Raw genomic sequence first — 23,584 nt, 5'->3', positions numbered from 1 at the left:
CCGGATGGCGGCCCAGGGCCGTCGACTACGGAAGGGTCAGACGGTGGTGCCGATCACCACGGGCTCGGGATGCAGCAGCACGCCGAACTCGGCGAGGACGCGGCCCTGGACGTAGCGCGCGAGCTCCGCGACCTCCTCGGCGGTCGCGCCTCCGCGGTTCGTCAGGGCCAGAGTGTGCTTGCCCGAGACCGCCGCACGCGAACCGGGCAGCGCGAAGCCGCGCGCGACCCCCGCGTTCTCGATCAGCCAGGCGGCGCTCAGCTTGACCAGGCCGTCGGCAGGAGCGGGAACGGGCAGTCCGACGGGAGCGCCGGCCTCGACGGCGGCGAGCGGAGTGACGACGGCCGCCTCGGCCGTGGGCTCGACCGGCCAGCGCGGTGCGGAGGATGGCAGGCCGTTCGCGAAGGCACTCGTGACCAGGGGGTTGGTGAAGAAGGAACCGGCGCTGGCGGTGTCCGGATCGGCGACATCGAGCACCATGCCCTTCGCGGCGCGCAAACGGAGGACCGTCTCGCGAACCTGCGCGAGCGGGACCCGCTCGCCGAGCGCGACTCCGAGGGCCGAGGCGAGCTGCGCGTAGGCGACGGGCGTGCCCACACCGTCGACCGCCTCCTGAAGCGCGAATTCGACGGCCAGCACAGCGCCGCGGCGGCCCTGCTTGATCACCGACGTGCGGTAGGCCAGTTCGAGTTCGGCCGCTGTCAGCCGGACCGGCTCGCGCGCGCCCTCCTCGAGGAAGTCGACGGCGACGAGCGTGTCGGAGAGTTCTTGGCCGTAGGCGCCGATGTTCTGCACCGGAGAGGCGCCGACCGTGCCGGGGATACCACTCAGCGCCTCCAGACCGGCCCAGCCCCGTTCGACGGTCTCTGCGACGAGCCGGTCCCACGACTCTCCCGCCTGCACGCGCAGGTGCACGGCGCCGGGCTCGATGGAGGGGAGCCGCTCGATGCCCGAGGTGCGCACCCGCACAACCGTGCCCTCGAACGGACCGTCGCCGACGAGGAGGTTCGAGCCGCCGCCGAGTAGCAGCCACGGCTCATCGGCCGACCACAGCCGCACGAGCGTCTCGATGAGCTCGACCTCGGTGATGGGCTCGAGGAGGCGCTCGGCCGGACCGCCCACGCGGAGGGTGGTCAGCGTCGAGAGCAGGGTCGCGGTCATCGGGAGGCGATCACGCGAATCGGACCCTGGCCTGCGCCTTGCCGAGCACGGCCTGACCCTCGACCGAGACGGCTAAGTCGATCCGAGCCCAGCCCTCCTCGACGTCGAGGGCGCCGACCTTGGCCACCACGTCTATCGCGGCGCCGGTACGCGGATCGACGACGACGGGACGGGTGAAGCGCACCTGGTAGTCGACGACGAGGCCGGGGTCGCCGATCCAGTCGACGACGACCTGCGCGGCGGTGCCCATGGTGAGCATCCCGTGCGCGAGGACGCCGGGGAGGCCGACCTCGGCGGCGATGTCGTCGCGGTAGTGGATGGGGTTGAAGTCCCCCGAGGCCCCCGCGTAGCGCACGAGCGTGCCGCGGTCGATCGGGAACCGGCCCTCGGCGACCACCTGGCCGACGCTGAGGTCGGCGAGGACGCGCGGTGCGGCGCTCATTCGTCGCCCCTGACCACGAGGGTCGAGATCGCGGTGACGACGTGCTCGCCGGAGGAGTCGACCATGCGCGACTCGGTGGTGACCATCGAGTGCGCGCCGAGCTTCTTGATGCTCGCGACCGAGAGGGTCGCGGTCAGCTCGTCGCCGGCGACGACGGGACGGGACAGCGCGAACCGCTGGTCTCCGTGCACGACGCGGCTGAAGTCGATCCCGCCGTCGGGCTCGGCGAGCAGCTGGGCGAGCGTGTATTCCTGCACGACGACGGCGAAGGTGGGCGGAGCGACCAGATCGCGGTGGCCGGCGGCGCGCGCAGCCTCGACATCGTGGTGGAGAGGGGAGGTCGCGGAGACGGCGCGCGCGAACTCGCGCACCTTCTCGCGCCCCACCTGATAGGGCTCGGTGGGCGAGAACACGCGCCCGACGAGTTCGGGATTCACTGGCACCAGGACATCCTAGGCGCTGCCGTGGGCGCCCCTCGGGGGCCGACCGCTCGACCGCGAGAGCCATGCACGTATGACCATGGGCGATTTCCCATCTGCATATGGGTGACCCGCGGCCCGACATCTCGGAAGCTGGCGGGCATGCCGACACCGACTCCTGAGCGCGACTGGGCGACATACGCCCGCGAGCTCGGCACCAACATGCACCGCGCCCGGATCGCCAAGGGGGCCAGCCAGGAGCGGATCGCCCACGCGGCGGGTCTCGCCGGGTACACCTACCAGAAGTTCGAGAAGGGCGAGTCGAAGCCGGGATCGCCCGCGAATCCGACGCTGCACACCCTTCTCGCGCTCTGCGAGGCGCTCGAGGTCGACCTGATGGACCTCCTGCCGCCGAACCCGCCGCGGACCTCACGGGGCCTCGAGTAGACGCAGCACCGCTCCGGCCAGTCGCGCCGCCGAGCTGAGGTCGAGGTCGAGCTCGCCGAGACCGTCGGCCTCGAGGCGGAGGCGGTCCTCGGCCGTCCTCCCGGGGCGGCACATCGAGAGATGCACCGTCTCGGCCGACGCCGCACCGCCCGCCCAGAGGACCACGGGGAGCGAGCGCGCCGCCGAGCGGTGCAGGCGATCCTCCACCGCTGCGAGTTCGTCGTGCTCGCCCGCGCACCACCGCGGGCACCCGTCACTGTTCTTGCCGTCCAGTCGTCCATCCACGTTCCGCACCAATCGTTCGAGGCGGCAAGCCCACCAGGCGGTACCGACATCGAGGCCCCGCAAGCCCCGGATCCGGACCGGGGTGTGGACAGGAGTCGCGCTCACGGCCGCTGTGGAGGAGCGTCGATAGGATCCCATACCCGGATGGTCCCGTTTCGGGACTGGCGCGAAGCGTCAGCGGTGCACGATCAGCCACGTCGCCACCGCGGTCGAGGCGCCCGTGTTCATCATCCGGTGCGGTCGCTCACACGGGAAGGTGATCGCGTCGCCGGCACCGAGGACCACCGTCTCGTCCTCGAACTCGATCGTCAGCTCGCCGAGCGTGACCGTCCCCATCTCGAAGCCGTCATGGCGCAGCAGCTGCCGGTGCGCGGTCGAGGTCGAGCCGGGCGGATAGGTCGACTCGAAGAAGTCCACGGCGTCGAGGGGCCGCGGCGCGAGCCGGCGGAACAGCACACCGCCCTCGAGCACCACCGGCGCCGACTCCCGAACTCGCACGACCGCGGTCTCGACCGGCGCCGGCCCGCCCTGGTCGAACACCGCCGACAGCGGGACTCCGAGCGCGTCGACGAGCGCGATCAGACGCCCGACCGACGGCTGCATCGCGCCCCGCTCGATCTGGGACACGGCACTCACCGAGATCCCGAGCCGCTCCGCGAGGGCCTTCAGCGAGAGCCCCGCAGCGAGCCGCAGCTCGCGCAGTCGCACCCCGAGGTCTCGTCCCGCCCTCTCCACCACCGCGCGCGCGGCCTCTTCGCCGCGGGGCTCCGTGCCGTCGGAGAGCATCGCCCGTCCTCTCTCGCAGATCGTCACACAGCCGTAACGGAGCCGAAACGAGCGGCGGACCCCCGGCTCGTAGCGTGGCTTCGCGTGAAGTGATCACTTCATTCGGACCGCTCCTCGCGACGATCGGCCACACCGGCCGACCGCCACGACCACCCTGACACATCCGCTCCGTGCCGCCCCACGCACGACCGCCCGAGAGGTGGATCCACCCCATGACCGACCGCGTCACCGCACCCCCCATCGACCAGCAGCCGTCCGCCGAGCCCGACCTGCCGGCCGGCGCCGCGCTGATCAAGCCCGGCTACGACGACCGTCTCGCCAACGACGACCTCGCACCTCTCGCGAAGCAGCGCTGGTCGAGCTACAACATCTTCGCGTTCTGGATGTCCGACGTGCACAGCGTCGGCGGCTACGTGACCGCCGGCTCCCTCTTCGCCCTCGGACTGGCCGGCTGGCAAGTGCTGGTCGCCCTCGTCGTCGGAATCGTGATCGTGCAGGTGTTCTGCAACCTGGTCGCCAAGCCCAGCCAGGTCACGGGAGTGCCGTACCCGGTGATCAACCGCGCGATCTTCGGCATCCGCGGCGCGAACATCCCGGCGATCATCCGCGGCCTCATCGCGATCGCCTGGTACGGCGTGCAGACCTACCTCGCCGCACAGTCGCTGAACATCGTGTTCCTCAAGTTCTTCCCGGCGATGGCCTCGTGGAACACGCCGGAGGCCTCGTTCCTCGGCCTCTCCGCGCTCGGCTACCTCTCCTACGCGATCCTCTGGGTCGCTCAGGCCGCCCTGTTCTGGCGGGGCATGGAGTCGATCCGCCGCTTCATCGATTGGGCCGGACCCGCGGTCTACATCGTGATGCTCGTCCTGGCCGTATACCTGGTGTCGCAGGCCGGCTGGGAGAACATCTCGCTGAACCTGGGCTCAGGCGAACCGCTGGACTTCGCCGCCTCGCTGCCCGTGATGATCTCGGCCGTCGCGCTCGTCGTCTCCTACTTCTCGGGCCCGATGCTCAACTTCGGCGACTTCTCCCGCTACGCCCGCAGCTACAGCGCCGTCAAGAAGGGGAACCTGCTCGGCCTGCCCATCAACTTCCTCTTCTTCTCCCTTCTGACCGTGATCACCGCCTCCGCCACGGTGCCCGTCTTCGGCGAGCTGATCACCGACCCCATCGAGACGGTCGAGCGGATCGACACCTGGTTCGCGGTGCTCCTCGGCGGCCTCACCTTCGTCATCGCGACCATCGGCATCAACATCGTCGCCAACTTCATCTCTCCCGCCTTCGACTTCTCGAACGTGAACCCCAAGAAGATCAGCTGGCGGATGGGCGGCATGATCGCCGCCGTCGGCTCGGTGCTGCTCACCCCGTGGAACTGGTACTCGAACGACACCGCGATCCACTACACGCTCGGGATCCTCGGTGCACTGATCGGCCCACTGTTCGGCGTCCTGATCGCCGGGTACTACCTGATCAGCCGCCAGCGCGTCTGGGTCGACGACCTGTACTCGATGAGCGAGAAGGGCCGCTACTGGTTCTCGCGGGGGTTCAACCCCAACGCGGTCTGGGCGACAGTGATCGGCGGAGTGCCCTCGGTCGCCTCCGTACTCGTACCGCGCTGGATCGCGGAGGCGGGCGGGGCGGAGTTCACCTGGCTCGGCGACTACAGCTGGTTCCTGGGCTGCGGACTCGGCTTCGCGGCGATGGCGGTGCTTGAGCGGCGTGCGCCGCGCATCACCCGGCTCGAGGAGGACCTCGAGAACGTCAGCGACGGCTCCCACGTCTGACCACCCCTCCGCACGTCAGGACGGAGGCGCCGGATCCCCACCCGACACCTCCGTCCTGACCTGCCGCTCCACCCCGAGGACACCATGCGCATCACCGTCGTCAACCCGAACACCAGCGCCACGATGACCGCGGCCATCGGCCGGGCCGCCCGCTCCGTCGCCTCGCTCGGCACCGAGATCGATGCCGTGACCCCGCCGATGGGTCCGGCCTCGATCGAGAGCCACTACGACGAGGCGCTGGCCGTCCCTGGCGTTCTGCACGAGATCACGCGGGCGGAGGCGGCCGGCAGCGACGGCGCGGTCATCGCTTGCTTCGGCGACCCGGGGGTCGACGCCGCGCGCGAGATCGCGAGCGGCCCCGTGGTGGGCATCGCCGAGGCCGCCATGCACATGGCGACCCTCGTCGGCCGCGGCTTCACGGTGGTGACCACCCTGTCGCGGACCAGCGGGCGCGCCTGGGACATCGCGCGGCGGGCAGGCTTCGGCGAGGCCTGCCGCCAGGTGCGGGCGTGCGACATCCCGGTGCTCGAGCTCGACAACCCGCACTCGGACGCCCGCCGCGTGATCCTCGCGGAGTGCGTCGAGGCGCTGGCCGCCGACGGCTCCGACTCGATCGTCCTGGGCTGCGCGGGCATGGCCGACCTCTGCCGCGACCTCTCGCGCGAGCTGGGGGTCCCGGTGATCGACGGCGTCGCCTCGGCAGTGCGGCTGGTCGAGGGCCTGGTCGCGATGGGGGTCACCACGTCGCGGCGCGACGAGTACGCGGTGCCGCGGGCGAAGAGCGTGACCGGCCTGCTGGCGCCTTTCGCCCTGGGCTGAGTGCCCGCACAGGGCAGGGGAAGCGGCCATCCGGTCTGCGAAGATCGACGCATGGCGATCCTCCGCGACGCGGCGCTCGGCGCCCGGCTCTTCGTGCGCGGCTTCGGCACCTGGGGCCGCTCACCGCGCGCGATGCTCCTGGGCGCGGTCCCGCCCCTCCTCGTGGGCCTGGTCTTCGTCGGCGTCCTGGTCGTGGTGCTCACCCGGGTGCAGGAGGCGGTGTCCGCGCTGACGCCGTTCGCCGACGGCTGGGAGCCGGGCTGGGCGGAGACCGCGCGCCTCCTGCTCGCGATCGCGGTGGTCGGTGCGGTGGTGGCGATCGGAGTGGTGCTCTTCGCGGCGATCACGCTGCTGGTGGGCGCGCCCTTCTACGAGCGGATCTGGCGCCGCGTCGAGGACGGCCTCGGCGGAGTGCCGGACGAGCACGAAACCGGATTCTGGCGCGGGGTCGGACGCGGCCTCCGCGACTCCGCGGTGCTGGTCGCCGCCTCGATCGGGATCGGGGCGGTGCTGGTGCTGCTCGGCCTCGTGCCGGTGGTCGGCTCGATCGCGGGACTGATCGCCGGCGCGCTGGTGGGCGGGCGGGCGCTCGCTCTCGAGCTCACCGGGTTCGCCGGCGATGCCCGCGGGCTCAGCCTCGCCCAGCGACGGCGACTGCTGGGCGAGCACCGCGCCGTCTCGCTCGGCTTCGGCGTCGCGGTCTATCTCGCGTTCCTCGTTCCCGGAGGCGCGATCGTCGCGACACCGGCGGCGACCGCGGGCGCGACCCTCCTGCTGCGAACCCTGCGCGGGGAGCCGACGCTCGCCTCCGACTCCCCGGGAGGTGCCCGCTTGGCCGCCCACCCGACCGTCCCCTAGACTCCCCCCGTGCGCACGTCGATCCGAAGCCCCTGGTGGCCCGCCTCCTAGGCGGACCGACGCGCAGACCCCTCGCACTCGACCGCCTCCTCCGGGCGGTCGTTCTGCATGTCAGGGCCCGGGTGGGGCACGACCCGATTCAAGGACCACGATGACCTCGCTCCTCTCCCGCATCCTCGCCTCCGACGGATCGCTGCCGTTCGCGATCGTCCTCCGCCAGGGACGCTCGGAGGTGGACGTCTTCACGGGCGACGTCCTCGATGTCGAGGGCCTCGCCGACATCCCACTCGTCGGCGACGACGTGCTGACCCTGGTGCCGTACCGCCAGGTGCGCGAGCGTGGCTTCGCGGCGAAGGACGACGGTGCGCCGCTGCGGAACCTCGTCGTCCGCGAGCGCGAGAGCACGCCGCTCGAGGAGGTGCTGCGCCTGCTTCCCGAGCGCGAGATCCCGGTGGAGGAACGCGGGTTCGACGTGCCGGACGACGAGTACGCCGAGATCGTCCGCCGTGTGATCGACGACGAGATCGGACGGGGCGAGGGCGCCAACTTCGTCATCAGCCGCGCGTTCGTCGCGCAGACTGATGCGCCGCCCGTCGAGGCCGTGCTCGCCTGGTTCCGCCGCCTGCTCACCGACGAGTCGGGCGCCTACTGGACCTTCGCGATCCACACCCCCGGACTCGACGGCGCTCAGACGGTCACCGCCGTGGGTGCGACGCCCGAGCGCCACGTCTCGGTGCGCGACGGGGTCGCCATGATGAACCCGATCAGCGGCACCTTCCGCCACCCTGCCGCCGGGCCGACCGGCGAGGAGGTACTCGCGTTCCTCGCCGACGTAAAGGAGAGCGAGGAGCTCTTCATGGTGGTCGACGAGGAGATGAAGATGATGAGCGCGGTCTGCCCGGACGGCGGCCGCATCCTCGGCCCGTTCCTCAAGCAGATGTCGCGCCTCAGCCACACCGAGTACCTGCTCGAGGGCCGCACCGGGCTCGACGTGCGGGAGGTGCTGCGGCTGACCATGTTCGCACCGACCGTCACCGGATCTCCGATGGAGAACGCGTGCGCCGTCATCGCCGAGTACGAGAAGGAGCCGCGCGGCTACTACTCCGGCGTGCTCGCCCTCTTCGAGCCGGAGGAGGAGGGCTACACGGTCGACGCGCCCATCCTCATCCGCACCGCCTACCTCGAACCCGACGGTCGGCTCACCGTGCCCGCCGGAGCGACCCTGGTGCGCCATTCGACGCCGGAGGGGGAGGTCGCCGAGACCCGCGCCAAGGCCTCCGGAGTGCTGTCGGCCCTGGGGCTCCTGCCGCACCGCGACGTGGCGCCGGCGATCGACCTCGCCGCCCAGCCCGGGGTGCAGGAGGCGCTGGAGGCACGGAACGAGCGACTCGCCTCGTTCTGGCTCCGGCCCCAGGCGCCCGAGCACATCGAGGGCCTGACCGGCCACACCGCGCTCATCGTGGACAACGAGGACCAGTTCACGACGATGCTCGCGCACCAGCTGCGTCACCTCGGTATGGATGCACGGGTGGAGCGCTGGTCCGAGGTCGACGACGTGCTGCGCGACGACCTCGTCGTCTTCGGCCCCGGCCCCGGCGATCCCCGCGACGACTCCGAGCCGCGGATCGCTCGCCTGCGCGAGCTGATGACCGCACGGCTGGAGGCGGAGCGCCCGACGCTCGCCGTCTGCCTCAGCCACCAGATGCTGTCGCTGCTGGCGGGTCTCCCGGTCGAGCCGCTGGCGACGCCCCGCCAGGGCGTGCGCCTGGCGGTCGACGTGTTCGGCGAGGACGCGGCGATCGGCTTCTACAACACCTTCGCCGCGGTCGCACCCGGCCTCGAGCGCACCCCGCGACTCGGGCTCGAGATCGCCGTCGACGCCGAGTCCGGGGTCGTCGACGCCCTGCGCGCGAACATGTCGCATCGGTGCAGGGGCACCTGGAGTCGGTGCTCTCCTCCGACGGCCTGCGCACACTGGAGCGGCTGGTCCGCACCGCGACCGCGCAGCCGGCACGTCCGTGAGCGATGTGCGGCTACTCACCGCCTCGGCCTACTCGCCCGAGCTGCGGGAGGCGGTCGCGCGAGCGTGCGCGCGGCGCGGAGGCGGCGCGCGGCTGGTACGGCCGCGGCGACAAGCTCGCTGCGGACGCGGCCTCGGTGGCGGCGATGCGGGCGGTGCTGGCCGAGGCTCCGTTCGACGGCGTCGTCGTGATCGGTGAGGGCGAGAAGGACGAGGCGCCCATGCTCGCGAACGGCGAGCGCCTCGGGCGCGCCGCCGCTCCCTGCTGCGACGTGGCGGTCGATCCGCTGGACGGCACCCGTCTCACGGCCGAGGGGCTGCCCGGCTCGGTGAGTGTCATCGCGCTGGCACCGCGCGGCACACTGTTCGACCCGCGCGACGTGTTCTACATGGACAAGCTGGTCTGCTCCGGGGCGGGGCGCGACGCAGTCTCGCTCGACTTCACCCCGGGTGAGAACGCGGTGCGTCTGGCCGCCGCGCTCGGCAGGCCGGTGGGCGAGCTGGTGGTGGCCGTGCTCGACAAGCCGCGGCACACAGGGCTGGTCGCGGCACTGCGGGAGGCAGGGGTCGCACTCGCGCTGCGCGGCGAGGGCGACGTCTCGGTCGCGATCGAGGCGGCCGATCCTGCAGGTCGGGTCGACCTGGTGCTCGGCGTCGGAGGGACCCCGGAGGGAGTGGTCGCGGCCTGCGCCGTCCGCGCCCTCGGCGGCGTGATGGAGGGCCGCCTCGCCCCGCAGACACCCGGCGAGCGGGCGAACGCCCTGGCCGCGGGCCACGACCTCGACCGTCTGCTCACTCTCGACGACCTCGTCTCCTCCGAGGACGTGCTCTTCGCGGGCTGTACGGTCTGAACCGGCCGCCGCGGGTCGCGCTGTGGAGTCTCACTGGCGTCTCGCGGCCGAGACGAGGGGTGACGGATGTCATGGCTCCGTGGTGACAGAGGGCCGAGGCGCGCGGGCGGGCCCCTCGGCAGGCTGAGGGCATGACCTCGACCGACCTCGCCGTCCAGGCGACCGCCCTCACCAAGAGCTTCAGCTCCGTCGCCGCCGTCGCGGGCGTGGACCTCACGGTCCACGCCGGCGAGATCGTCGCCTTCCTCGGCCCGAACGGCGCGGGCAAGACGACGACCATCGACATGCTCCTCGGCCTCTCGGCCCCGGACTCCGGCGAGGTGAGGGTCTTCGGGCGGCGGCCGCGCGCCGCGATCGCACACGGACTCGTCTCGGCCGTCCTGCAGACCGGCGGGCTGCTGAAGGACCTCAGCAGGTGCAGGACGCCCGAACTCGCCGCGAGCCTTCTCGCCGAGACCCGACCGGTCGAAGTGGTGCTCGAGCGAGCAGACGTCAGGAGTCGGGCGCCGGCGTCGGCCCCTCACGATCGAGCAACAAGCAGACGCCGAGCGCCTCTAGCTCGCAGGTGCGTCGGTTCGGAAGACCGCAGACCGCATGTCCGTCAGCTCCAGCTGCGTGCGTCAACATCTCGGCCGCGCTGGCGTTCCTCGCTGACCGCGTTGAGGGCGACATCCTCGACGTCAGTGGCCTGCGCAGGTCTGCCAGCGTCGATTGCCGCCACCATGGCGGAGGAGCGAGGACGAACGAGAGCCGCACCGCGTCGATTGATTCCGGGCGACGCTCTGCAAGGAGGTTTGACATGTGGGGCAAAAGATTCGAATATCACCGACTCGCAGAGCGTCGCCTACCCTTCGACAACCGGAGCTTTCCACCGCCCTCGATGAATGATCTGCTAGCTATCAATACGCGAAAGCAAAGCGAGAACATCATCATCACCACCGCGAGCAGAGGCCCACTCAAGAAGCTCGCGCGCCTCGTGGACGCGTTGTTGATCGACAAACAACTTGGCGAGATTATAGGCGGAGTACCAGTCACCTAGCTGAATACCGCGCCGATACATTTTTTCCGCTCCGTAAAAATCGGAAAACCCTTCCATTAGAAGATCTGCGAGTTTACGAAATACGCGGGGCTGCTCGCTTGCCAGTTCCAGCTCGAGTAGCTCGCGGGCGGCACTAAATTCACCTCGAGACGCACGCACGTCTGCCAGACCTACCGCAAAATCCCCCGCATAAGGGGCCGCTTCGTTCAGCAGTGCAACGACTTGGTCGCCGGAGTCACCGAGACGTTCAAAACGAATGATTCCCGCGAGGCCCGCAGCAAATACTCTTCCCCGAAACTCTAAGATTCGAAGCTTTTCCGATATTTCGAGAGCTTCCTCCCAGGAATCAGTCCACTCGAGCGCCTCAGCAAGGTGGAGCTGCCGCCACAAGTCGCCGCCCTTCGCGCTAAATCGGAAGAACTCGACAGCCACACCTAGCTCCTCTGCATCCCAGAGAAGAGTGCCAAGGGCGAAAGCCAAATCAGTGGCCGAATCACACTCGAAGAGCGCCTTACTTACATCTGACTCACCTATATCTACATCTGGCCCAAAGTAGTCGGACAAGAAGGCGTGACGGTCTCGGACATAAAGACTGCGCACCTCTTGCAACGCAGCGGCCCGTACGTCACCGCCAAGGAAAGCCAACAATTCGGCCGGCGATCCACTAACCATTCTTATACTCCTGAAATTGGGCTTTGATGCGGCTCGAGGCCCTGTACCTCGCATCCGCCGATGAGGTGAAGCGGAGGCTCGTCGTAGCCTTCTTCGCGAACGACTGTGTCCACGACGATGGCCACCAGACCACCGTCGTGCCCCAGCGACAGCCCGCCCCGAGCGCGATCCGCGACGCCGCGCAGGCACGAGCAACACGAAAAGGCGCCGGAGAGAACTCCGACGCCTCCACCGAGACTGGCCCAGCCGATATCGTGCTGTCATCTGTGTGAATATGACTCTGCGGTAGCGGGAGCGGGACTCGAACCCGCGACACCACGATTATGAGCCGTGTGCTCTAACCACCTGAGCTACCCCGCCGCTCGTTCTCGCAGGCCTGGCCTGCGGGGAACGGAGCCCCCTGTGGGAATCGGACCCACTACCTCTTCCTTACCAAGGAAGTGCTCTACCAATGAGCTAAGGGGGCGCACCTGCGGGTCTGACGGCCCGTTCGAGGGCGCGCCCGCGATTTGGCACCGTTAGACGATAGCACCTCCGGGGCGCGACGATGACCGCGGGAGTCGCGTCCCGCGGCCACCTGGCGGTGCTACGGGCGGCTCGCCGTGTCCAGCGCTGCGAGCTCCTCCGCGCTCAGCTCGAGGGCGCCGAGGCGGTCAAGGCCGGCAGCTGCTCGACCACCCGGGCGCTCGCGATCGGTGCGACCACTCCGGGCTGCGAGCGGAGCCACGCGAGTGCGACCGTCGCGACCTCGACTCCGTGCGCCTCGGCCGCGGTGTCGAGCGCGGCGAGCACGCGGCGCCCGCGGGCATCGAGGTAGCGGGCGGCGCCGTCGGCGCGCGGGCCCTCGGGCGTCGAGCCGTCGCGGTACTTGCCGGTCAGGAAGCCGGAGGCGAGGGCGTAGTAGGGCACGACGGCCAGGCCCGCCTCACGCGCGAGCGGCAGCAGGTCGGCCTCGATCCCACGCTCGACCAGGTTGTAGTGCGGCTGGAGCGCGACCGGCGCGTGCAGTCCCTCCTCTGCGGCGATGCGCAGCCAGGAGGCGACGCGCTCGGCGCTGACGTTCGAGACTCCGATCGCCCGCACCAGACCCTGGTCGACCAGCTCCGAGAAGACCCGGGCGATGTCCTCCATCGGCACCGCCTCGTCGTCGAAGTGCGCGTAGTAGAGGTCGATGCGGTCGGTCCTCAGGCGCTCGAGCGACGCCCTGGCCGCCGCGCGGACGGTGTCGGGCGCGAGCCCGGTGAACTGCGGGTGGCGGCTCACCTTCGTCGCGATGACCACGTCGTCGCGGGAGCCGGAGCGCCGGCCGAGCCACTCGCCGATGATCGTCTCGGACTCGCCGCCCCGATTGCCCGGGACCCAGGCCGAGTACGAGTCGGCGGTGTCGATGAAATCACCGCCCGCCGCGACGTAGCCGTCGAGGACGTCGAAAGACGTCTGTCTGCCCGCGGTCCAGCCGAAGACGTTGCCGCCGAGCGAGAGCGGGAAGACGTCGATGCCGGAGTCGCCGAGGGGTGCGCGGGTGGTCGAGGGGGAGGCTGCACTGTCGATGCTCATCCTCCGATTCAACTCCTGCGAGCAGGCCCACTCGCTCCCCATCCCGCTCATGCGCGGTAAGCACTCAGGCGTCGTGGAGCGGACCCATCGGGTAGTCCGCGTAGGCGAAGCGGGTCGAGTCAGGAGCCCAGCCCGCGACGTTGATCGTCCCCTGCCCGCCGACGAGCCGCTCCAGCACTCTCCCCGGCGCCGTCGCGGTCCGTCCGGCGAGGTCGAGCAGCCGCAGCTCCACCTCCAGGTTCTCCGGATGCCCCGACGTCCCCGCGGGATAGGACAGGTAGAGGACGTGCCGCCCGTCCGGCGACTCGTGCGGGAACCAGTCGACCGTGTCCGACTCAACCAGCCGGGTGAGCCCCGAGCCGTCGAGGGCCATCCGGAACAACTGGGCGCCCCTGCCCGCACGCTCGGAGTTGAGCAGCAGGGTGCGCCCGTCGGCCGAGAAGTCGACGCCGTCGTCGGGGAACGCGTCATCGGTGAGCGCGGTGAGCGCGCCTCCCTCCGCCGGCATCGTGTAGACGTCCGTCCGCCATTCGCCGGAGGCGTCGCCGCCTCCGATGAGGGCGAGCAGAGTGCCGTCGGGCGAGATCCCGTGCAGGTAGTGCTTGAAGCGGCCACCCTCCCGCTCGCCCGTCAGGCGGCGGGCAGGCACGGAGCCGTCGAGGGCGACCGCGTACAGGTGCCCGTCGCGCGCCGAGACGTAGGCGGTGTCTCCGGACGGAGCGAGCACATGGTCGTTGTTGAGCTCGGCAGGGACTCCGTCGAGCGGGATCGGCTCGAGCACGGGCGCCCCCTCGAGCGGAAGGCGGAAGAGCACGCCGTCGCCGTTGACCACCAGTGCCGTACCGTCCGGCGTCCAGTTCGGCGCCTCGACGAGCATCGAGTCCGAGGCGAAGACGGTCGTCGCGACTCCGCTGGCGAGGTCGTGCACGCGGAGTCGGCAGAGCTGATCGGGCAGGAGGGAGCGGGCCATGACTCCCACGCTAGAGGGCGGCAGCGCCCGTCAAGCCTCCTCCCGCTCAGGTTCTGCCGGAAGGGCCTCCGGTATTCTTGACCGACGACTGCGCTGGGTACACCTTGGGAGGAACATGTGATGCTCCTCATCCTGGTGATCTCGTTCGCTCTCGCGATCGTCACCCCGTGGGTGGTGGACCGGTTCGGCCCGAAGACGTTCTATGCCCTGGCCCTCGTGCCCGCTGCGAGCTTCATCGCCACGGCCACCGCACTGCCTGCGGTCCTCGGCGGCAGTGAGATCCGCGAGACGGTCCCGTGGATCCCAGCGCTCGACATCGCGCTCTCGTTCCGGCTCGACGCGCTCTCGCTCGTGCTCGCCCTCGTCGTCAGCGGAGTCGGCGCGCTCGTGCTCGCCTACTGCGCCGGCTACTTCAGTAGGGACGAGCCCTCGCTCGGTCGCTTCGCCGCGCTGCTCTTCGCCTTCGCCGGAGTGATGTACGGCCTGGTCACGGCTGACGACGTCATCGTGCTCTTCGTCTTCTGGGAGGCGACGAGCGTCCTCTCCTACCTGCTGATCGGCCACTACAGCGGCCGCAAGGAGAGCCGCGGTGCCGGCCTCCAGGCCCTGCTGGTCACGACACTCGGCGGTTTGGCGATGCTGGTCGGCCTCATCGTGCTGATCGTCGAGTCCGGCACCACGAGTCTCGCGAGGATCGTCGCCGCCGCTCCCTCCGGTCCGTCGGTGTCGGTCGCGCTCGTGCTCGTGCTGCTGGGCGCTTTCTCGAAGTCGGCGCTGGTGCCGTTCCACTTCTGGCTGCCTGCCGCAATGGCCGCTCCGACGCCGGTCAGCGCCTACCTGCACGCGGCCGCGATGGTCAAGGCCGGCATTTACCTCGTCGCACGCCTCGCTCCCGGCTTCGCCGACGACTCCGTGTGGCTGCCCGTCGTGGTCAGCGTCGGCGTCTGGACGATGCTCGTCGGCGGCTGGCGGTCGCTCCGCCAGTACGACCTCAAGCTCGTGCTCGCCTACGGCACGGTCAGTCAGCTCGGCTTCCTGACCGTCGCGGTGGGCTTCGGCTCGCGCGACGCGGCGCTGGCCGGGCTGACCCTCCTGCTCGGGCACGCTCTCTTCAAGGCGCTGCTCTTCCTCGTGGTCGGCATCGTCGACCACCGGGCGGCACCCGCGATCTGCGCAAGCTCAGCGGCCTCGGCCGCCGCTCGCCGGTCCTCGCCGCCGCAGCACTGCTCGGCGTCCTCTCGATGGCGGGCATCCCGCCGCTGCTGGGCTTCGTCGCCAAGGAGGCGGTCTTCACCAGCCTGATCTCGGCGATCGAGCAGGGCTCGTTCTGGGCCTGGGTCGCGCTGATCGGACTCGTCCTCGGCTCGATCCTCACCGTCGCCTACTCGGCCCGCTTCTTCTGGGGGGCCTTCGCCCGGAAGAAGGGCCTCGAGGACACCGAGCTGCACGCCGAGCCGTGGATCTTCACCGCTGCACCGGTGCTGCTCGCCGCGGCCGGCGCCGCTGGCGGGCTCGCCGCCTCCGTGCTCGACCCGCTGGTCGCCGTCTACGCCGACACACTGCCGTACGCCGCTCCCGACGCCGACCCGCAGCTCGCCGCGGCGGCCGAGTCCTCGGCCCACGGCGGATACTACCTCGCACTCTGGCACGGCTTCGAGCCCGCGCTCGGGCTCAGCGCCTGGTTATCGCGATCGGTCTCCTTCTCTTCGCCAAGCGGGTCGCCGTCGCCCGTGCGCAGTCGGTGCTGCCGAACTGGATCGACTCGGCCGAGGGCTACTGGGCCACCGTCCGCTGGCTCGACCGTGTGGCGAGCACGGTCACCGAGTTCGTGCAGCGGGGCTCGCTCCCCCGCTATCTCACGGTGATCTTCTCGGTGTTCGTGCTCGGAGTCGGCGGCGCGGCGGCGCTGAACCGCACCTGGCCCGGCGACATCGTCTTCTGGGACACCCCGGGTCAGCTCGCGGTCGCGGCCGTGATGATCCTCGCCGCGGTCCTCTGCGCGGTGGCCCGCAACCGTGTCGCCGCCGTGCTGCTGGCCGGCGCCACCGGGTACGGGATGGTCGCCCTCTTCGCCCTGCAGGGCGCGCCCGACCTCGCGCTCACCCAGGCCCTGATCGAGACGGTCACCCTGGTGGTCTTCGTGCTCGTGCTGCGCCGCCTCCCGACCCGCATCGCGGCGAAGCACCAGCCGATGCGCAAGCGCCTGCGTGCGATCATCGGCATCACGGTCGGAGGCGTCATGGCGGTCGCGGCGACGATCGCCCTCGGCGCCAGGACGGCCACGCCGATCTCCGCAGAACTCCCCCGCCTCGCCTACGAGGAGGGCAAAGGCCGCAACATCGTCAATGTGCTGCTCGTCGACATCCGCGCCTGGGACACGATGGGCGAGATCTCGGTACTGGTGGTCGTCGCCACGGGTGTCGCGAGCCTGATCTTCCTCTCCAGCCGGGCCGGAGGCGCTCCCCGCCTCGACACGCAGGGAGCGGGCGACCGCCGCGAGCGGGCGATGGATCTCACGTCCCCCTCCTCAGAGTCCGACACGACCGGCGACCGCGGCTCGTGGCTCGTCGCCGGCCGCACCCTCCGACCCGAGAACCGCTCGATCGTGCTCGAGGTGCTGGTGCGCCTCCTGTTCCACCCCGCGATGATCGTGTCGGTCTATCTGCTCTTCACCGGTCACAACACCCCGGGCGGAGGCTTCGCGGGCGGCCTGCTCGCCGGTCTCGCGCTCGTGGCGCGCTACCTCGCGGGTGGCCGGTTCGAGCTCGGCGAGGCCGCGCCGATCGACGCCGGCAAGGTGCTGGGGCTCGGACTCCTCTTCGCCGTGGGCACCGCGGTGTCCTCCCTCGCCTTCGGCCTCGAGGTGCTGGAATCGAGCTGGCTCGACCTCGAGGTGCCCGTTCTGGGTGAGCTCCACCTCGGCACCTCCACCCTCTTCGACATCGGGGTGTACCTGATCGTGATCGGTCTCACCCTCGACATCCTCCGCAGCCTCGGCGGCGAGGTCGACCGCCACGGCGAGGAGGCCGAGAACGGCGCCCCCTCGGGCGACGGGGTCACGCACTCGACCGAGAGCACCCCCGGCCCCGGCGCGGGCACCGTCGACGGTCTCGAGACGCGGCTCCCCACCGGGTCGACCGTCGTCGGCGGCCCGGGACGGGGGGACGCGTGAGCATCACCGTCGTCCTCGTCGCCGTGATGGCGGTGATGTACGCCGCGGGCGTCTACCAGATGCTTGAGCGGAGCCTCACCCGCATCCTGATCGGCTTTCTGCTGGTCGGCAACGCGACCAACATCCTCATCCTGCTGATGGCCGGACGCTCGGGCACCGCCCCGTTCGTGACCGACGACGGTCGCTCCTACGAGCAGATGGCGGACGAGATGGCTGATCCGCTTCCCCAGGCGCTCATCCTGACGGCGATCGTGATCACCTTCGGGATCTCGGCCTTCCTCCTCGCCATGATCTACCGGCGCTGGCGACTCGCCAACGCCGACCAGGTCGAGGACGACGAGACCGACACCTCGGTGCGAGCGGACGCAGCGGGCATCTCGGCCCAGACCACCGCCGACGACCGGGCCCTCGACGTGCTACTGGAGTCCAGCGACGAGGGCACCGCCGCCAAGCACGGGGAGAGCGCCATGACCGACGACAGGCAGGAGGACCGATGAACGCCCTGATCCCGCTCGTCGTCACCCTCCCCCTCCTGGGAGCGGCCGTCGCGCTGATCCTGGGCCGCCACCGGCGCGCGCAGATCACCGTCAACATCGTGACGCTCTCGACCGTCCTGATCCTCTCGTCGGTCATGCTCGTGCTGGTCCTCACCGGTGACGAGGGCGGCAGCGCCGTCTACGTGGGCGGCTGGGAGCCGCCGTGGGGCATCGTGCTCGTCGTCGATCCACTCGCCGCGCTGATGCTGGTGATCACCTCGATCACGCTCCTGGGCGTCCTGCTCTTCTCGGTGGGCCAGGGCCTCGTCGACGGCAACCGCGAGACACCGGTCACGATCTTCCACCCGACCTACCTGATCCTCTCGGCGGGAATCCTCAACGCCTTCGTCGCGGGCGATCTCTTCAACCTCTACGTCGGCTTCGAGATCCTGCTCGCGGCCAGCTATGTGCTGATCACCCTCGGCGGCACCGCCCCGCGCATCCGAGCGGGCACGACCTACGTGGTTGTGAGCCTGGTCTCCAGCGTCTTCTTCCTCTCGGCCATCGGCCTGCTCTACGGAGCGACCGGCACGGTCAACATGGCGCAGCTCTCGATCCGGATCGCCGAGCTTCCGGCCGATGTGCAGCTCGTGCTGCACGTGGTGCTGCTGCTGGGCTTCGGGATCAAGGCGGCCGTGTTCCCGCTGTCGTTCTGGCTCCCCGACTCCTACCCCACGGCCCCGGCACCGGTGACCGCCGTGTTCGCGGGCCTGCTCACGAAGGTCGGCGTCTACGCCCTGATCCGCACCGAGACGCTGCTGTTCCCGGGCGGCAGACTGCAGGAGGTCCTGCTGGTGGTGGCGCTGCTGACCCTGGTCGTCGGCATCCTCGGCGCCGTCGCGCAGGCCGACATCAAGCGGATGCTGTCGTTCACCCTCGTCTCCCACATCGGCTACATGGTGTTCGGCATCGCGATCGGCACCTCGGCGGGGTACGCCGCGACCATCTTCTACGTGATCCACCACATCACCGTGCAGACGACGCTGTTCCTCGCCACCGGCCTGATCGAGCGGGTCGGCGGCACGACCTCGATCCTCCGCCTCGGCGGGCTACTCAAGGCGTCGCCGCTGCTGGCCCTGCTCTACTTCGTGCCCGCGATGAACCTCGGCGGCATCCCGCCGTTCACCGGCTTCCTCGGCAAGGTCGGCCTGTTCGTGGCGGGCGCGGAGTCGGCGGTCGAGCAGCCGTCGTGGCTGATCTGGGCTGTGATCGCCGCTGGGGCCGTCACCTCGCTGCTCACGCTCTACGCGGTCGCCCGGGTTTGGAACATGGCCTTCTGGCGCCGCCAGGAGGAGGTGCCCGGCTACGAGTCGCCCCTCATCGACCAGCTCCAGGAGGACCCTCACGACACGGGCAGCATCCGCACCCGCCACTCCCCGCCGATGATGGTGCTCGCCACCGCCGGCATGGTCGTGGTCGGAGTCGCGCTGACGATCGGCGCCGGCCCGCTCTACGACGCCAGCGCGCACGCCGCACGCGACGTCGCCGACCCCGCGACCTACATCGCGACCGTCTACCGCGACTCGTCCTTCGGCGAGGAGGGACCGCGATGAGCCCGCGCCGCCGCGTCGACGTCTGGAACCGCGTCGCGATGTTCGTCACCCTCGTCGGCATCTGGGTGCTGCTCTGGGACGACGTCTCGGTGCTCTCGATCGTCTCGGGATTCCTGGTCGCCCTGCTGATCACACGGGTCTTCTACCTGCCTCCGGTCGAGTTCTCGAACCGGGTGAACCCGTGGTTCGTGCTGGTGTTCCTCCTCCGGCTGCTCGTCGACATCGCGGTCGCCTCGGTCCGCGTCTCCTGGCAGATCCTCACCCTGCCCGTCCCGGTGCACAACGCGATCGTCGCCGTGCACCTGCGCAGCCGCTCCGAAGGGATGCTGGTGTGGACGACGGAGGCCGTCTCGCTCGTCCCGGGCTCGCTCGTGATCGACGTCGACCCGCAGCTGAACGTGCTCTACCTGCACGTGCTCGGCGTCACCCACGACGAGGACGAGCGGATCGAGGAGGTGCGCCGCACGGTGCTGGAGTCGGAGGCGCGCATCGTCCGCGCGATCGGCTCGCGCGAGGACGTGCAGCGCGTGAACCAGCCGCTCGACAGGGGAGCGGGGGCGGTCCGATGATCGGCTGGCTGGTCTGGATCCTGGTGCCCGTGTTCGGCGCGGCGTGCCTGCTCGCACTGGTGCGCATCCTCCGAGGCCCGTCGGTGCTCGACCGGGTGGTCGCCGCCGACGTGCTCGTCGCGACGATCATCTGCGGGATCGGCGCCGAGATGGCGGTCAACCACCATGCGCGCACCCTGCCCGTCGCTCTCGGGCTGGCCCTGTTCGCCGTGTTCGGATCGATCAGCGTCGCCAAGTTCATGGCCAACCGCGAGGAGGACTGACGTGGAGCTGTTCCTGGATGTCCTGACCGCCGTGCTTCTCATCGCCGGCGGGCTGCTCTCGCTGATCGCGGCGGTCGGCCTGCTCCGCTTCGGCGACCTCCTCTCGCGGATGCACGCGGGCACCAAGCCTCAGGTGCTCGGTCTCATCTGCGTGATGCTGGCCGTCGCGATCCGCAATCCTGGCTTCGCCGCCGCGGGGACGATCGTGCTCGTGATCGGCTTCCAGCTGCTGACGGTGCCGGTCTCGGCCCACATGGTCGGGCGGGCGGCGTACCGGGCCGAGGCCGTCTCGCCGGGCTTCCTCGTGGTCGACGAGCTGGCGGAGGCGGTCAGCCGCGCCGACGAGCAGGCCCGCGCGACGGGCGCCGAGACCGGGCACGCATCCGGGGAGGCGGCACGCACCTCCTCCGAACCGGAGCCCGAGGATGAGGGCGGCCCGGCCGCCACGGCCTGAGCCGCGGCACGTCCGGGTCAGAGGACGGCGCGCAACTTCTCGCGCGCCCACTCGCTCTCGGCAGCAGAGCGCGCTCAGGCCGACGGGAAGAGGACCGCGGAGACACTCCCGGCACCGGTCATGCTCCGCACGGCGAAACCGCCGAGCGCGAGCGTCACCGCGAGGAGGCCGCCGATCAGCAGCACCAGCAGCGGGACCACCCAGAGCAGTGCCCTGCGGCGTCGGGCGCGGGCGGCGTCGGGGGTCTCTTCGCTCACTCATCGACCCTAGGGCAGAGAGTCGATCGCGGCGTCCGGCCCTGCCGATCGCGACGTCCGGCCCTCCCGATAAACTCGACGCATGACCCTGGACTCCGCTCTCTTCGGCGCGCCCGAGAACTCCGCCGGCCCCCTCCCCGAGGCCGAGCGCCGCCCGGGCACCGAATGGTGGCGCACCGCCGTGATCTATCAGATCTACCCCCGCTCCTTCGCGGATGCGGACGGCGACGGCATCGGCGACCTGCCCGGCATCACCTCGCGACTCCCGAGCCTCGCGGAGCTGGGGGTCGACGCGGTCTGGCTCTCGCCGTTCATGACCTCACCGCAGAAGGATGCGGGCTACGACGTCGCCGACTACTGCGACGTCGATCCGCTCTTCGGCACCCTCGCCGACTTCGACGCGATGCTCGCCCGGGCGCACGCGCTCGGAATCCGCATCATCGTCGACCTCGTCCCCAACCACTCCTCGAGCGCGCACCGCTGGTTCCAGGAGGCGCTCGCCGCTCCCGCCGGAAGCGCCGAGCGTGCGCGCTACCTGTTCCGCGACGGCCGCGGCGCCGCCGGTGAGCTGCCACCCAACAACTGGGAGTCGGTCTTCGGAGGCCCCGCCTGGACGCGCGTCACCGAGCCGGACGGCGCGCCGGGCCAGTGGTACCTGCACCTCTTCGACAGCTCGCAGCCCGACTTCGACTGGACGACGCGTGGGTCCGTGAGCGCTTCCGCGAGTGCTGCGCTTCTGGCTCGACCGCGGAGTCGACGGCTTCCGCGTCGACGTCGCCCACGGCATGATCAAGGCCGAGGGCCTGCCCGACTACACGCCGCCGGCCGACAGCGGCTCGATGGGCGGAGTCGCCCCCGCCGACGGCGAGGAGCCCGCCACCGCGCCGTACTGGGCGCAGGACGGCGTGCACGAGATCTACCGTGACTGGCACTCCCTCCTCGCCGAGTACCCGGACGACCGCGTGCTCTGCGCCGAGGCGTGGGTGCAGCCGCTCTCGAAGCTCGCGCGCTGGGTGCGCCCGGACGAGATGCACCAGGCTTTCAACTTCGCCTACCTCGAGACCCCGTGGAACGGCCCTGCCCTGCGCGACATCATCGACTCCTCGGTCGAGGCCTTCGCTGCGGTCGACGCCCCCTCGACGTGGGTGCTCTCGAATCACGACGTCGTGCGTCACGCCAGCAGGCTCGCGCTCACGAGGGACAACCCGCAGGGCTACGGCATCGGCCCGCGCACGCCGGGCCTCCCGGACCCGGTGCTGGGGTTGCGCCGGGCACGCGCCGCGACGGCCCTGATGCTCGCGCTCCCCGGCTCCGCCTACGTCTACCAGGGCGAGGAGCTGGGGCTCCCAGAAGCGATCGACCTGCCCGACTCCGCACGCCAGGACCCGACGTGGTTCCGGACCGGCGGTGAGCGATACGGCCGCGACGGCTGCCGAGTGCCGATCCCCTGGGAGGCGGATGCGCCCGCCTATGGCTTCAGCCCCACCGGTGACTCGTGGCTGCCTCAGCCCGACGATTGGGCACTGCTCGCTCGTGACCGTCAGCTCGGCGTCGAGGGGTCGACCCTCGAGCTGTACCGCGCACTGCTCTCGGTCCGCCGCTCGGAGGATCTGGGCTCGGGCGCGATCGAGTGGCTCGACGGCTACCCCGACGGCGTGCTTGCGTTCCGCAATGGCGGGATCACGGTGATCGCGAACATCGGAGCGGCTCCGGTCGAGCTGCCGGTCGGCTCGGTCGTGCTCTCGTCGGAGGAGCTGCTGGAGCCAGCGCTGGCCGCTGACACCACGGTCTGGCTGCGGGCGGAGTAGCGCTGGCTGCCGCTCGGCGGTGGCCCGGGCGATCGGCGGGGGTGACGACTCCACGGGAACCGCCGTTGCAGAGGCGCGTGGCGATCAGGTGCGCATCGCACCGGGTCGTGCGCACCGCGCCCGTGCCCCGCAGCTCGCGCGGGGCACGGGCGGGTGGGGCGCCGCGGCTCAGCGCCCGGCGTTCGCCTTGAGCCAGAGGTAGGAGTCGACCTTCGTGACTCCGTCGAGGCGGATCTCGAAGTGCAGGTGCGGGCCGGTCGACATGCCGGTCGAACCGACCAGGCCGAGCAGCTGCCCGACCTTCACCGGGTCGCCCTCGTTGACAGCCGCAGAGCCGTGCTGCATGTGCGCGTAAACGCTGGACACGAGCTGCCCGTCGATCTCGTGGTCGACGATCACGTGGACGCCGAGCGAGCCCTCGCCGTCGATCACCGTGCGGACGACGCCGTCCGCGATGGACTGGATCGGCGAGCCGTTGCCGGGGTTGAAGTCGGTGCCGCCGTGGTTCACGGAGCAGCCCGCGCAGTTGCGGTAGCCGAAGCGGTCGCCGACCGGCACGCCGACGGCGAACGGCCACTGGATCGACGCGTTCGGGTCGTTGGTGAAGCCGGTGTCCGAGGTGCGGACGATGTCAGCGACGTTGGTCTGGGTCTTGCGCTCCTGCACTCCGAAGCCGTCGCGGGCGACGGCCTCGCCGGTGACCTCGCCGGCGACGAACGACTGGGATCCGCGGCTCAGATCGGCGTCCATCGGCGACGTGGGGCTGAGCGCCTGCACGTCCTCGGCGGTGAGGAGGGAGGGTGGCGGGCAGCGAGGTGGCCGCGACGATCGCGCGACGAACGAGAGCGCGACCAGGCCACCG

20 protein-coding genes, 2 tRNA genes and 4 pseudogenes are annotated in these 23,584 nt (G+C 70.5%); 14 read left to right on the top strand and 12 right to left on the bottom strand.

Annotation, left to right across the window (positions count from 1 at the left end; translation table 11 throughout):
* Positions 1 to 36 precede the first annotated feature (36 nt).
* Genes ACH61_RS03850 through ACH61_RS03840 form a run of 3 tightly spaced genes read right to left on the bottom strand, consistent with a single transcriptional unit; the run spans position 37 to position 2,046 of the window.
* On the bottom strand, positions 37 to 1,161 hold the full coding sequence (locus tag ACH61_RS03850) for a UDP-N-acetylmuramate dehydrogenase (protein WP_068208787.1): 1,125 nt from the start codon (positions 1,159 to 1,161) through the stop codon (positions 37 to 39).
* 10 nt (positions 1,162 to 1,171) lie between these two features.
* Positions 1,172 to 1,603 (bottom strand): MaoC/PaaZ C-terminal domain-containing protein, encoded by a 432-nt coding sequence (locus ACH61_RS03845; RefSeq protein ID WP_068208786.1) that lies wholly within the window; start codon positions 1,601 to 1,603, stop codon positions 1,172 to 1,174.
* Positions 1,600 to 2,046, bottom strand: coding sequence for a MaoC family dehydratase N-terminal domain-containing protein (locus tag ACH61_RS03840; protein WP_068208785.1), 447 nt, complete (start codon positions 2,044 to 2,046; stop codon positions 1,600 to 1,602). The genes ACH61_RS03845 and ACH61_RS03840 overlap by 4 nt, the downstream gene beginning before the upstream one ends.
* A 138-nt stretch (positions 2,047 to 2,184) precedes the next feature.
* Between ACH61_RS03840 and ACH61_RS03835 the strand changes: the two genes are divergently transcribed.
* A complete protein-coding gene (locus tag ACH61_RS03835) occupies positions 2,185 to 2,469 on the top strand; it encodes a helix-turn-helix domain-containing protein (protein WP_068208784.1) in 285 nt (94 codons plus the stop codon).
* On the opposite strand, the gene ACH61_RS03830 is transcribed toward ACH61_RS03835, so the two are convergent.
* Both ACH61_RS03830 and ACH61_RS03825 read right to left on the bottom strand, forming a co-directional pair.
* On the bottom strand, positions 2,452 to 2,754 hold the full coding sequence (locus ACH61_RS03830; protein WP_132504760.1) for a DUF6907 domain-containing protein: 303 nt from the start codon (positions 2,752 to 2,754) through the stop codon (positions 2,452 to 2,454). The two genes, ACH61_RS03835 and ACH61_RS03830, sit on opposite strands and share 18 nt — an antisense overlap.
* Positions 2,755 to 2,928: 174 nt before the next feature.
* Positions 2,929 to 3,540 carry a helix-turn-helix domain-containing protein gene (locus ACH61_RS03825; RefSeq protein WP_082844994.1) on the bottom strand — a complete coding sequence of 204 codons (612 nt, stop codon included), beginning with the start codon at positions 3,538 to 3,540 and terminating at the stop codon, positions 2,929 to 2,931.
* A 212-nt stretch (positions 3,541 to 3,752) separates the two neighbouring features.
* Between ACH61_RS03825 and ACH61_RS03820 the strand changes: the two genes are divergently transcribed.
* From ACH61_RS03820 to ACH61_RS19245, 6 genes and pseudogenes are all read left to right on the top strand, one after another.
* The gene (locus tag ACH61_RS03820) at positions 3,753 to 5,324 is read left to right on the top strand and encodes an NCS1 family nucleobase:cation symporter-1 (protein ID WP_082844993.1); all 1,572 of its coding nucleotides are present in this window, start codon (positions 3,753 to 3,755) and stop codon (positions 5,322 to 5,324) included.
* Between the two features lie 84 nt (positions 5,325 to 5,408).
* Entirely contained in the window at positions 5,409 to 6,143 is a 735-nt protein-coding gene (locus ACH61_RS03815; protein ID WP_068208782.1) for an aspartate/glutamate racemase family protein, read from the top strand.
* A 51-nt stretch (positions 6,144 to 6,194) separates the two neighbouring features.
* Entirely contained in the window at positions 6,195 to 7,001 is an 807-nt protein-coding gene (locus tag ACH61_RS03810) for an EI24 domain-containing protein (RefSeq protein ID WP_068208781.1), read from the top strand.
* 151 nt (positions 7,002 to 7,152) lie between these two features.
* Positions 7,153 to 8,763: pseudogene (locus ACH61_RS03805) on the top strand (chorismate-binding protein); the annotation flags it as partial.
* A gap of 263 nt (positions 8,764 to 9,026) precedes the next feature.
* Positions 9,027 to 9,872 carry a fructose-bisphosphatase class II family protein gene (locus ACH61_RS03800; protein ID WP_082844992.1) on the top strand — a complete coding sequence of 282 codons (846 nt, stop codon included), beginning with the start codon at positions 9,027 to 9,029 and terminating at the stop codon, positions 9,870 to 9,872.
* Positions 9,873 to 10,003: 131 nt separating this feature from the next.
* The gene (locus ACH61_RS19245; RefSeq protein ID WP_082844991.1) at positions 10,004 to 10,756 is read left to right on the top strand and encodes an ATP-binding cassette domain-containing protein; all 753 of its coding nucleotides are present in this window, start codon (positions 10,004 to 10,006) and stop codon (positions 10,754 to 10,756) included.
* Between the two features lie 8 nt (positions 10,757 to 10,764).
* Here ACH61_RS19245 and ACH61_RS16720 read toward each other — a convergent pair whose 3' ends face one another.
* The 5 genes and pseudogenes from ACH61_RS16720 to ACH61_RS03775 form a co-directional block, all read right to left on the bottom strand.
* The gene (locus ACH61_RS16720) at positions 10,765 to 11,583 is read right to left on the bottom strand and encodes a tetratricopeptide repeat protein (RefSeq protein WP_132504764.1); all 819 of its coding nucleotides are present in this window, start codon (positions 11,581 to 11,583) and stop codon (positions 10,765 to 10,767) included.
* A gap of 286 nt (positions 11,584 to 11,869) precedes the next feature.
* Positions 11,870 to 11,943, bottom strand: a tRNA-Met gene (locus ACH61_RS03790).
* Between the two features lie 34 nt (positions 11,944 to 11,977).
* Positions 11,978 to 12,049: transfer RNA gene (locus ACH61_RS03785), tRNA-Thr, on the bottom strand.
* 120 nt (positions 12,050 to 12,169) lie between these two features.
* Positions 12,170 to 13,140, bottom strand: a pseudogene (locus ACH61_RS03780) (aldo/keto reductase).
* A gap of 64 nt (positions 13,141 to 13,204) precedes the next feature.
* On the bottom strand, positions 13,205 to 14,110 hold the full coding sequence (locus tag ACH61_RS03775; RefSeq protein WP_068208800.1) for a TolB family protein: 906 nt from the start codon (positions 14,108 to 14,110) through the stop codon (positions 13,205 to 13,207).
* Between the two features lie 120 nt (positions 14,111 to 14,230).
* Between ACH61_RS03775 and ACH61_RS19240 the strand changes: the two are divergent.
* The 6 genes and pseudogenes from ACH61_RS19240 to mnhG all read left to right on the top strand — a co-directional run bounded on the left by ACH61_RS19240 (position 14,231) and on the right by mnhG (position 20,657).
* Positions 14,231 to 17,282 (top strand): annotated as a pseudogene (locus ACH61_RS19240) (Na+/H+ antiporter subunit A).
* Positions 17,279 to 17,779, top strand: a complete 501-nt coding sequence (locus ACH61_RS03755; RefSeq protein ID WP_068208774.1) for a Na(+)/H(+) antiporter subunit C — start codon at positions 17,279 to 17,281, stop codon at positions 17,777 to 17,779. Before ACH61_RS19240 ends, ACH61_RS03755 begins: the two are co-directional and overlap by 4 nt.
* Positions 17,776 to 19,371: a Na+/H+ antiporter subunit D gene (locus tag ACH61_RS03750; protein WP_068208773.1), complete on the top strand. Its 1,596-nt coding sequence runs from the start codon at positions 17,776 to 17,778 to the stop codon at positions 19,369 to 19,371. The genes ACH61_RS03755 and ACH61_RS03750 overlap by 4 nt, the downstream gene beginning before the upstream one ends.
* Complete coding sequence (locus ACH61_RS03745) at positions 19,368 to 19,940, top strand: Na+/H+ antiporter subunit E (protein ID WP_068208771.1); 573 nt, start codon at positions 19,368 to 19,370, stop codon at positions 19,938 to 19,940. Before ACH61_RS03750 ends, ACH61_RS03745 begins: the two co-directional genes overlap by 4 nt.
* Positions 19,937 to 20,203 carry a monovalent cation/H+ antiporter complex subunit F gene (locus ACH61_RS03740; protein ID WP_068208760.1) on the top strand — a complete coding sequence of 89 codons (267 nt, stop codon included), beginning with the start codon at positions 19,937 to 19,939 and terminating at the stop codon, positions 20,201 to 20,203. The genes ACH61_RS03745 and ACH61_RS03740 overlap by 4 nt, the downstream gene beginning before the upstream one ends.
* Before the next feature lies 1 nt (position 20,204).
* Positions 20,205 to 20,657, top strand: a complete 453-nt coding sequence (mnhG, locus tag ACH61_RS03735) for a monovalent cation/H(+) antiporter subunit G (RefSeq protein ID WP_068208755.1) — start codon at positions 20,205 to 20,207, stop codon at positions 20,655 to 20,657.
* A gap of 74 nt (positions 20,658 to 20,731) precedes the next feature.
* On the opposite strand, the gene ACH61_RS03730 is transcribed toward mnhG, so the two are convergent.
* On the bottom strand, positions 20,732 to 20,914 hold the full coding sequence (locus ACH61_RS03730) for a hypothetical protein (protein ID WP_068208752.1): 183 nt from the start codon (positions 20,912 to 20,914) through the stop codon (positions 20,732 to 20,734).
* 82 nt (positions 20,915 to 20,996) lie between these two features.
* Between ACH61_RS03730 and ACH61_RS03725 the strand changes: the two are divergent.
* Positions 20,997 to 22,722 (top strand): annotated as a pseudogene (locus ACH61_RS03725) (glycoside hydrolase family 13 protein).
* Between the two features lie 168 nt (positions 22,723 to 22,890).
* Here the strand turns inward: ACH61_RS03725 and ACH61_RS03720 are convergent.
* Positions 22,891 to 23,584, bottom strand: a 694-nt coding sequence (locus ACH61_RS03720) for a M23 family metallopeptidase (RefSeq protein ID WP_153038792.1), incomplete at its 5' end; no start/stop codon positions are given.

The organism is Rathayibacter tanaceti (genome assembly GCF_001634385.1).
GTDB lineage: Bacteria > Actinomycetota > Actinomycetes > Actinomycetales > Microbacteriaceae > Rathayibacter > Rathayibacter tanaceti.
Note: the sequence above shows the minus strand (reverse complement) of the source record. Positions and strands in the feature narration are given on the sequence as shown.

What these genes read in the sequence shown, in the direction of transcription:
- ACH61_RS03750 (WP_068208773.1), top strand. Translation starts at nt 17,776, where the DNA reads ATGAACGCCCTGATCCCGCTCGTCGTCACCCTCCCCCTCCTGGGAGCG.
- ACH61_RS03745 (WP_068208771.1), top strand. Translation starts at nt 19,368, where the DNA reads ATGAGCCCGCGCCGCCGCGTCGACGTCTGGAACCGCGTCGCGATGTTC.
- ACH61_RS16720 (WP_132504764.1), bottom strand. Translation starts at nt 11,583, where the DNA reads ATGGTTAGTGGATCGCCGGCCGAATTGTTGGCTTTCCTTGGCGGTGAC.
- ACH61_RS03810 (WP_068208781.1), top strand. Translation starts at nt 6,195, where the DNA reads ATGGCGATCCTCCGCGACGCGGCGCTCGGCGCCCGGCTCTTCGTGCGC.
- ACH61_RS03775 (WP_068208800.1), bottom strand. Translation starts at nt 14,110, where the DNA reads ATGGCCCGCTCCCTCCTGCCCGATCAGCTCTGCCGACTCCGCGTGCAC.
- ACH61_RS03820 (WP_082844993.1), top strand. Translation starts at nt 3,753, where the DNA reads ATGACCGACCGCGTCACCGCACCCCCCATCGACCAGCAGCCGTCCGCC.
- ACH61_RS03845 (WP_068208786.1), bottom strand. Translation starts at nt 1,603, where the DNA reads ATGAGCGCCGCACCGCGCGTCCTCGCCGACCTCAGCGTCGGCCAGGTG.
- ACH61_RS19245 (WP_082844991.1), top strand. Translation starts at nt 10,004, where the DNA reads ATGACCTCGACCGACCTCGCCGTCCAGGCGACCGCCCTCACCAAGAGC.
- ACH61_RS03740 (WP_068208760.1), top strand. Translation starts at nt 19,937, where the DNA reads ATGATCGGCTGGCTGGTCTGGATCCTGGTGCCCGTGTTCGGCGCGGCG.
- ACH61_RS03850 (WP_068208787.1), bottom strand. Translation starts at nt 1,161, where the DNA reads ATGACCGCGACCCTGCTCTCGACGCTGACCACCCTCCGCGTGGGCGGT.
- ACH61_RS03835 (WP_068208784.1), top strand. Translation starts at nt 2,185, where the DNA reads ATGCCGACACCGACTCCTGAGCGCGACTGGGCGACATACGCCCGCGAG.
- ACH61_RS03825 (WP_082844994.1), bottom strand. Translation starts at nt 3,540, where the DNA reads ATGCTCTCCGACGGCACGGAGCCCCGCGGCGAAGAGGCCGCGCGCGCG.
- ACH61_RS03815 (WP_068208782.1), top strand. Translation starts at nt 5,409, where the DNA reads ATGCGCATCACCGTCGTCAACCCGAACACCAGCGCCACGATGACCGCG.
- ACH61_RS03800 (WP_082844992.1), top strand. Translation starts at nt 9,027, where the DNA reads ATGTGCGGCTACTCACCGCCTCGGCCTACTCGCCCGAGCTGCGGGAGG.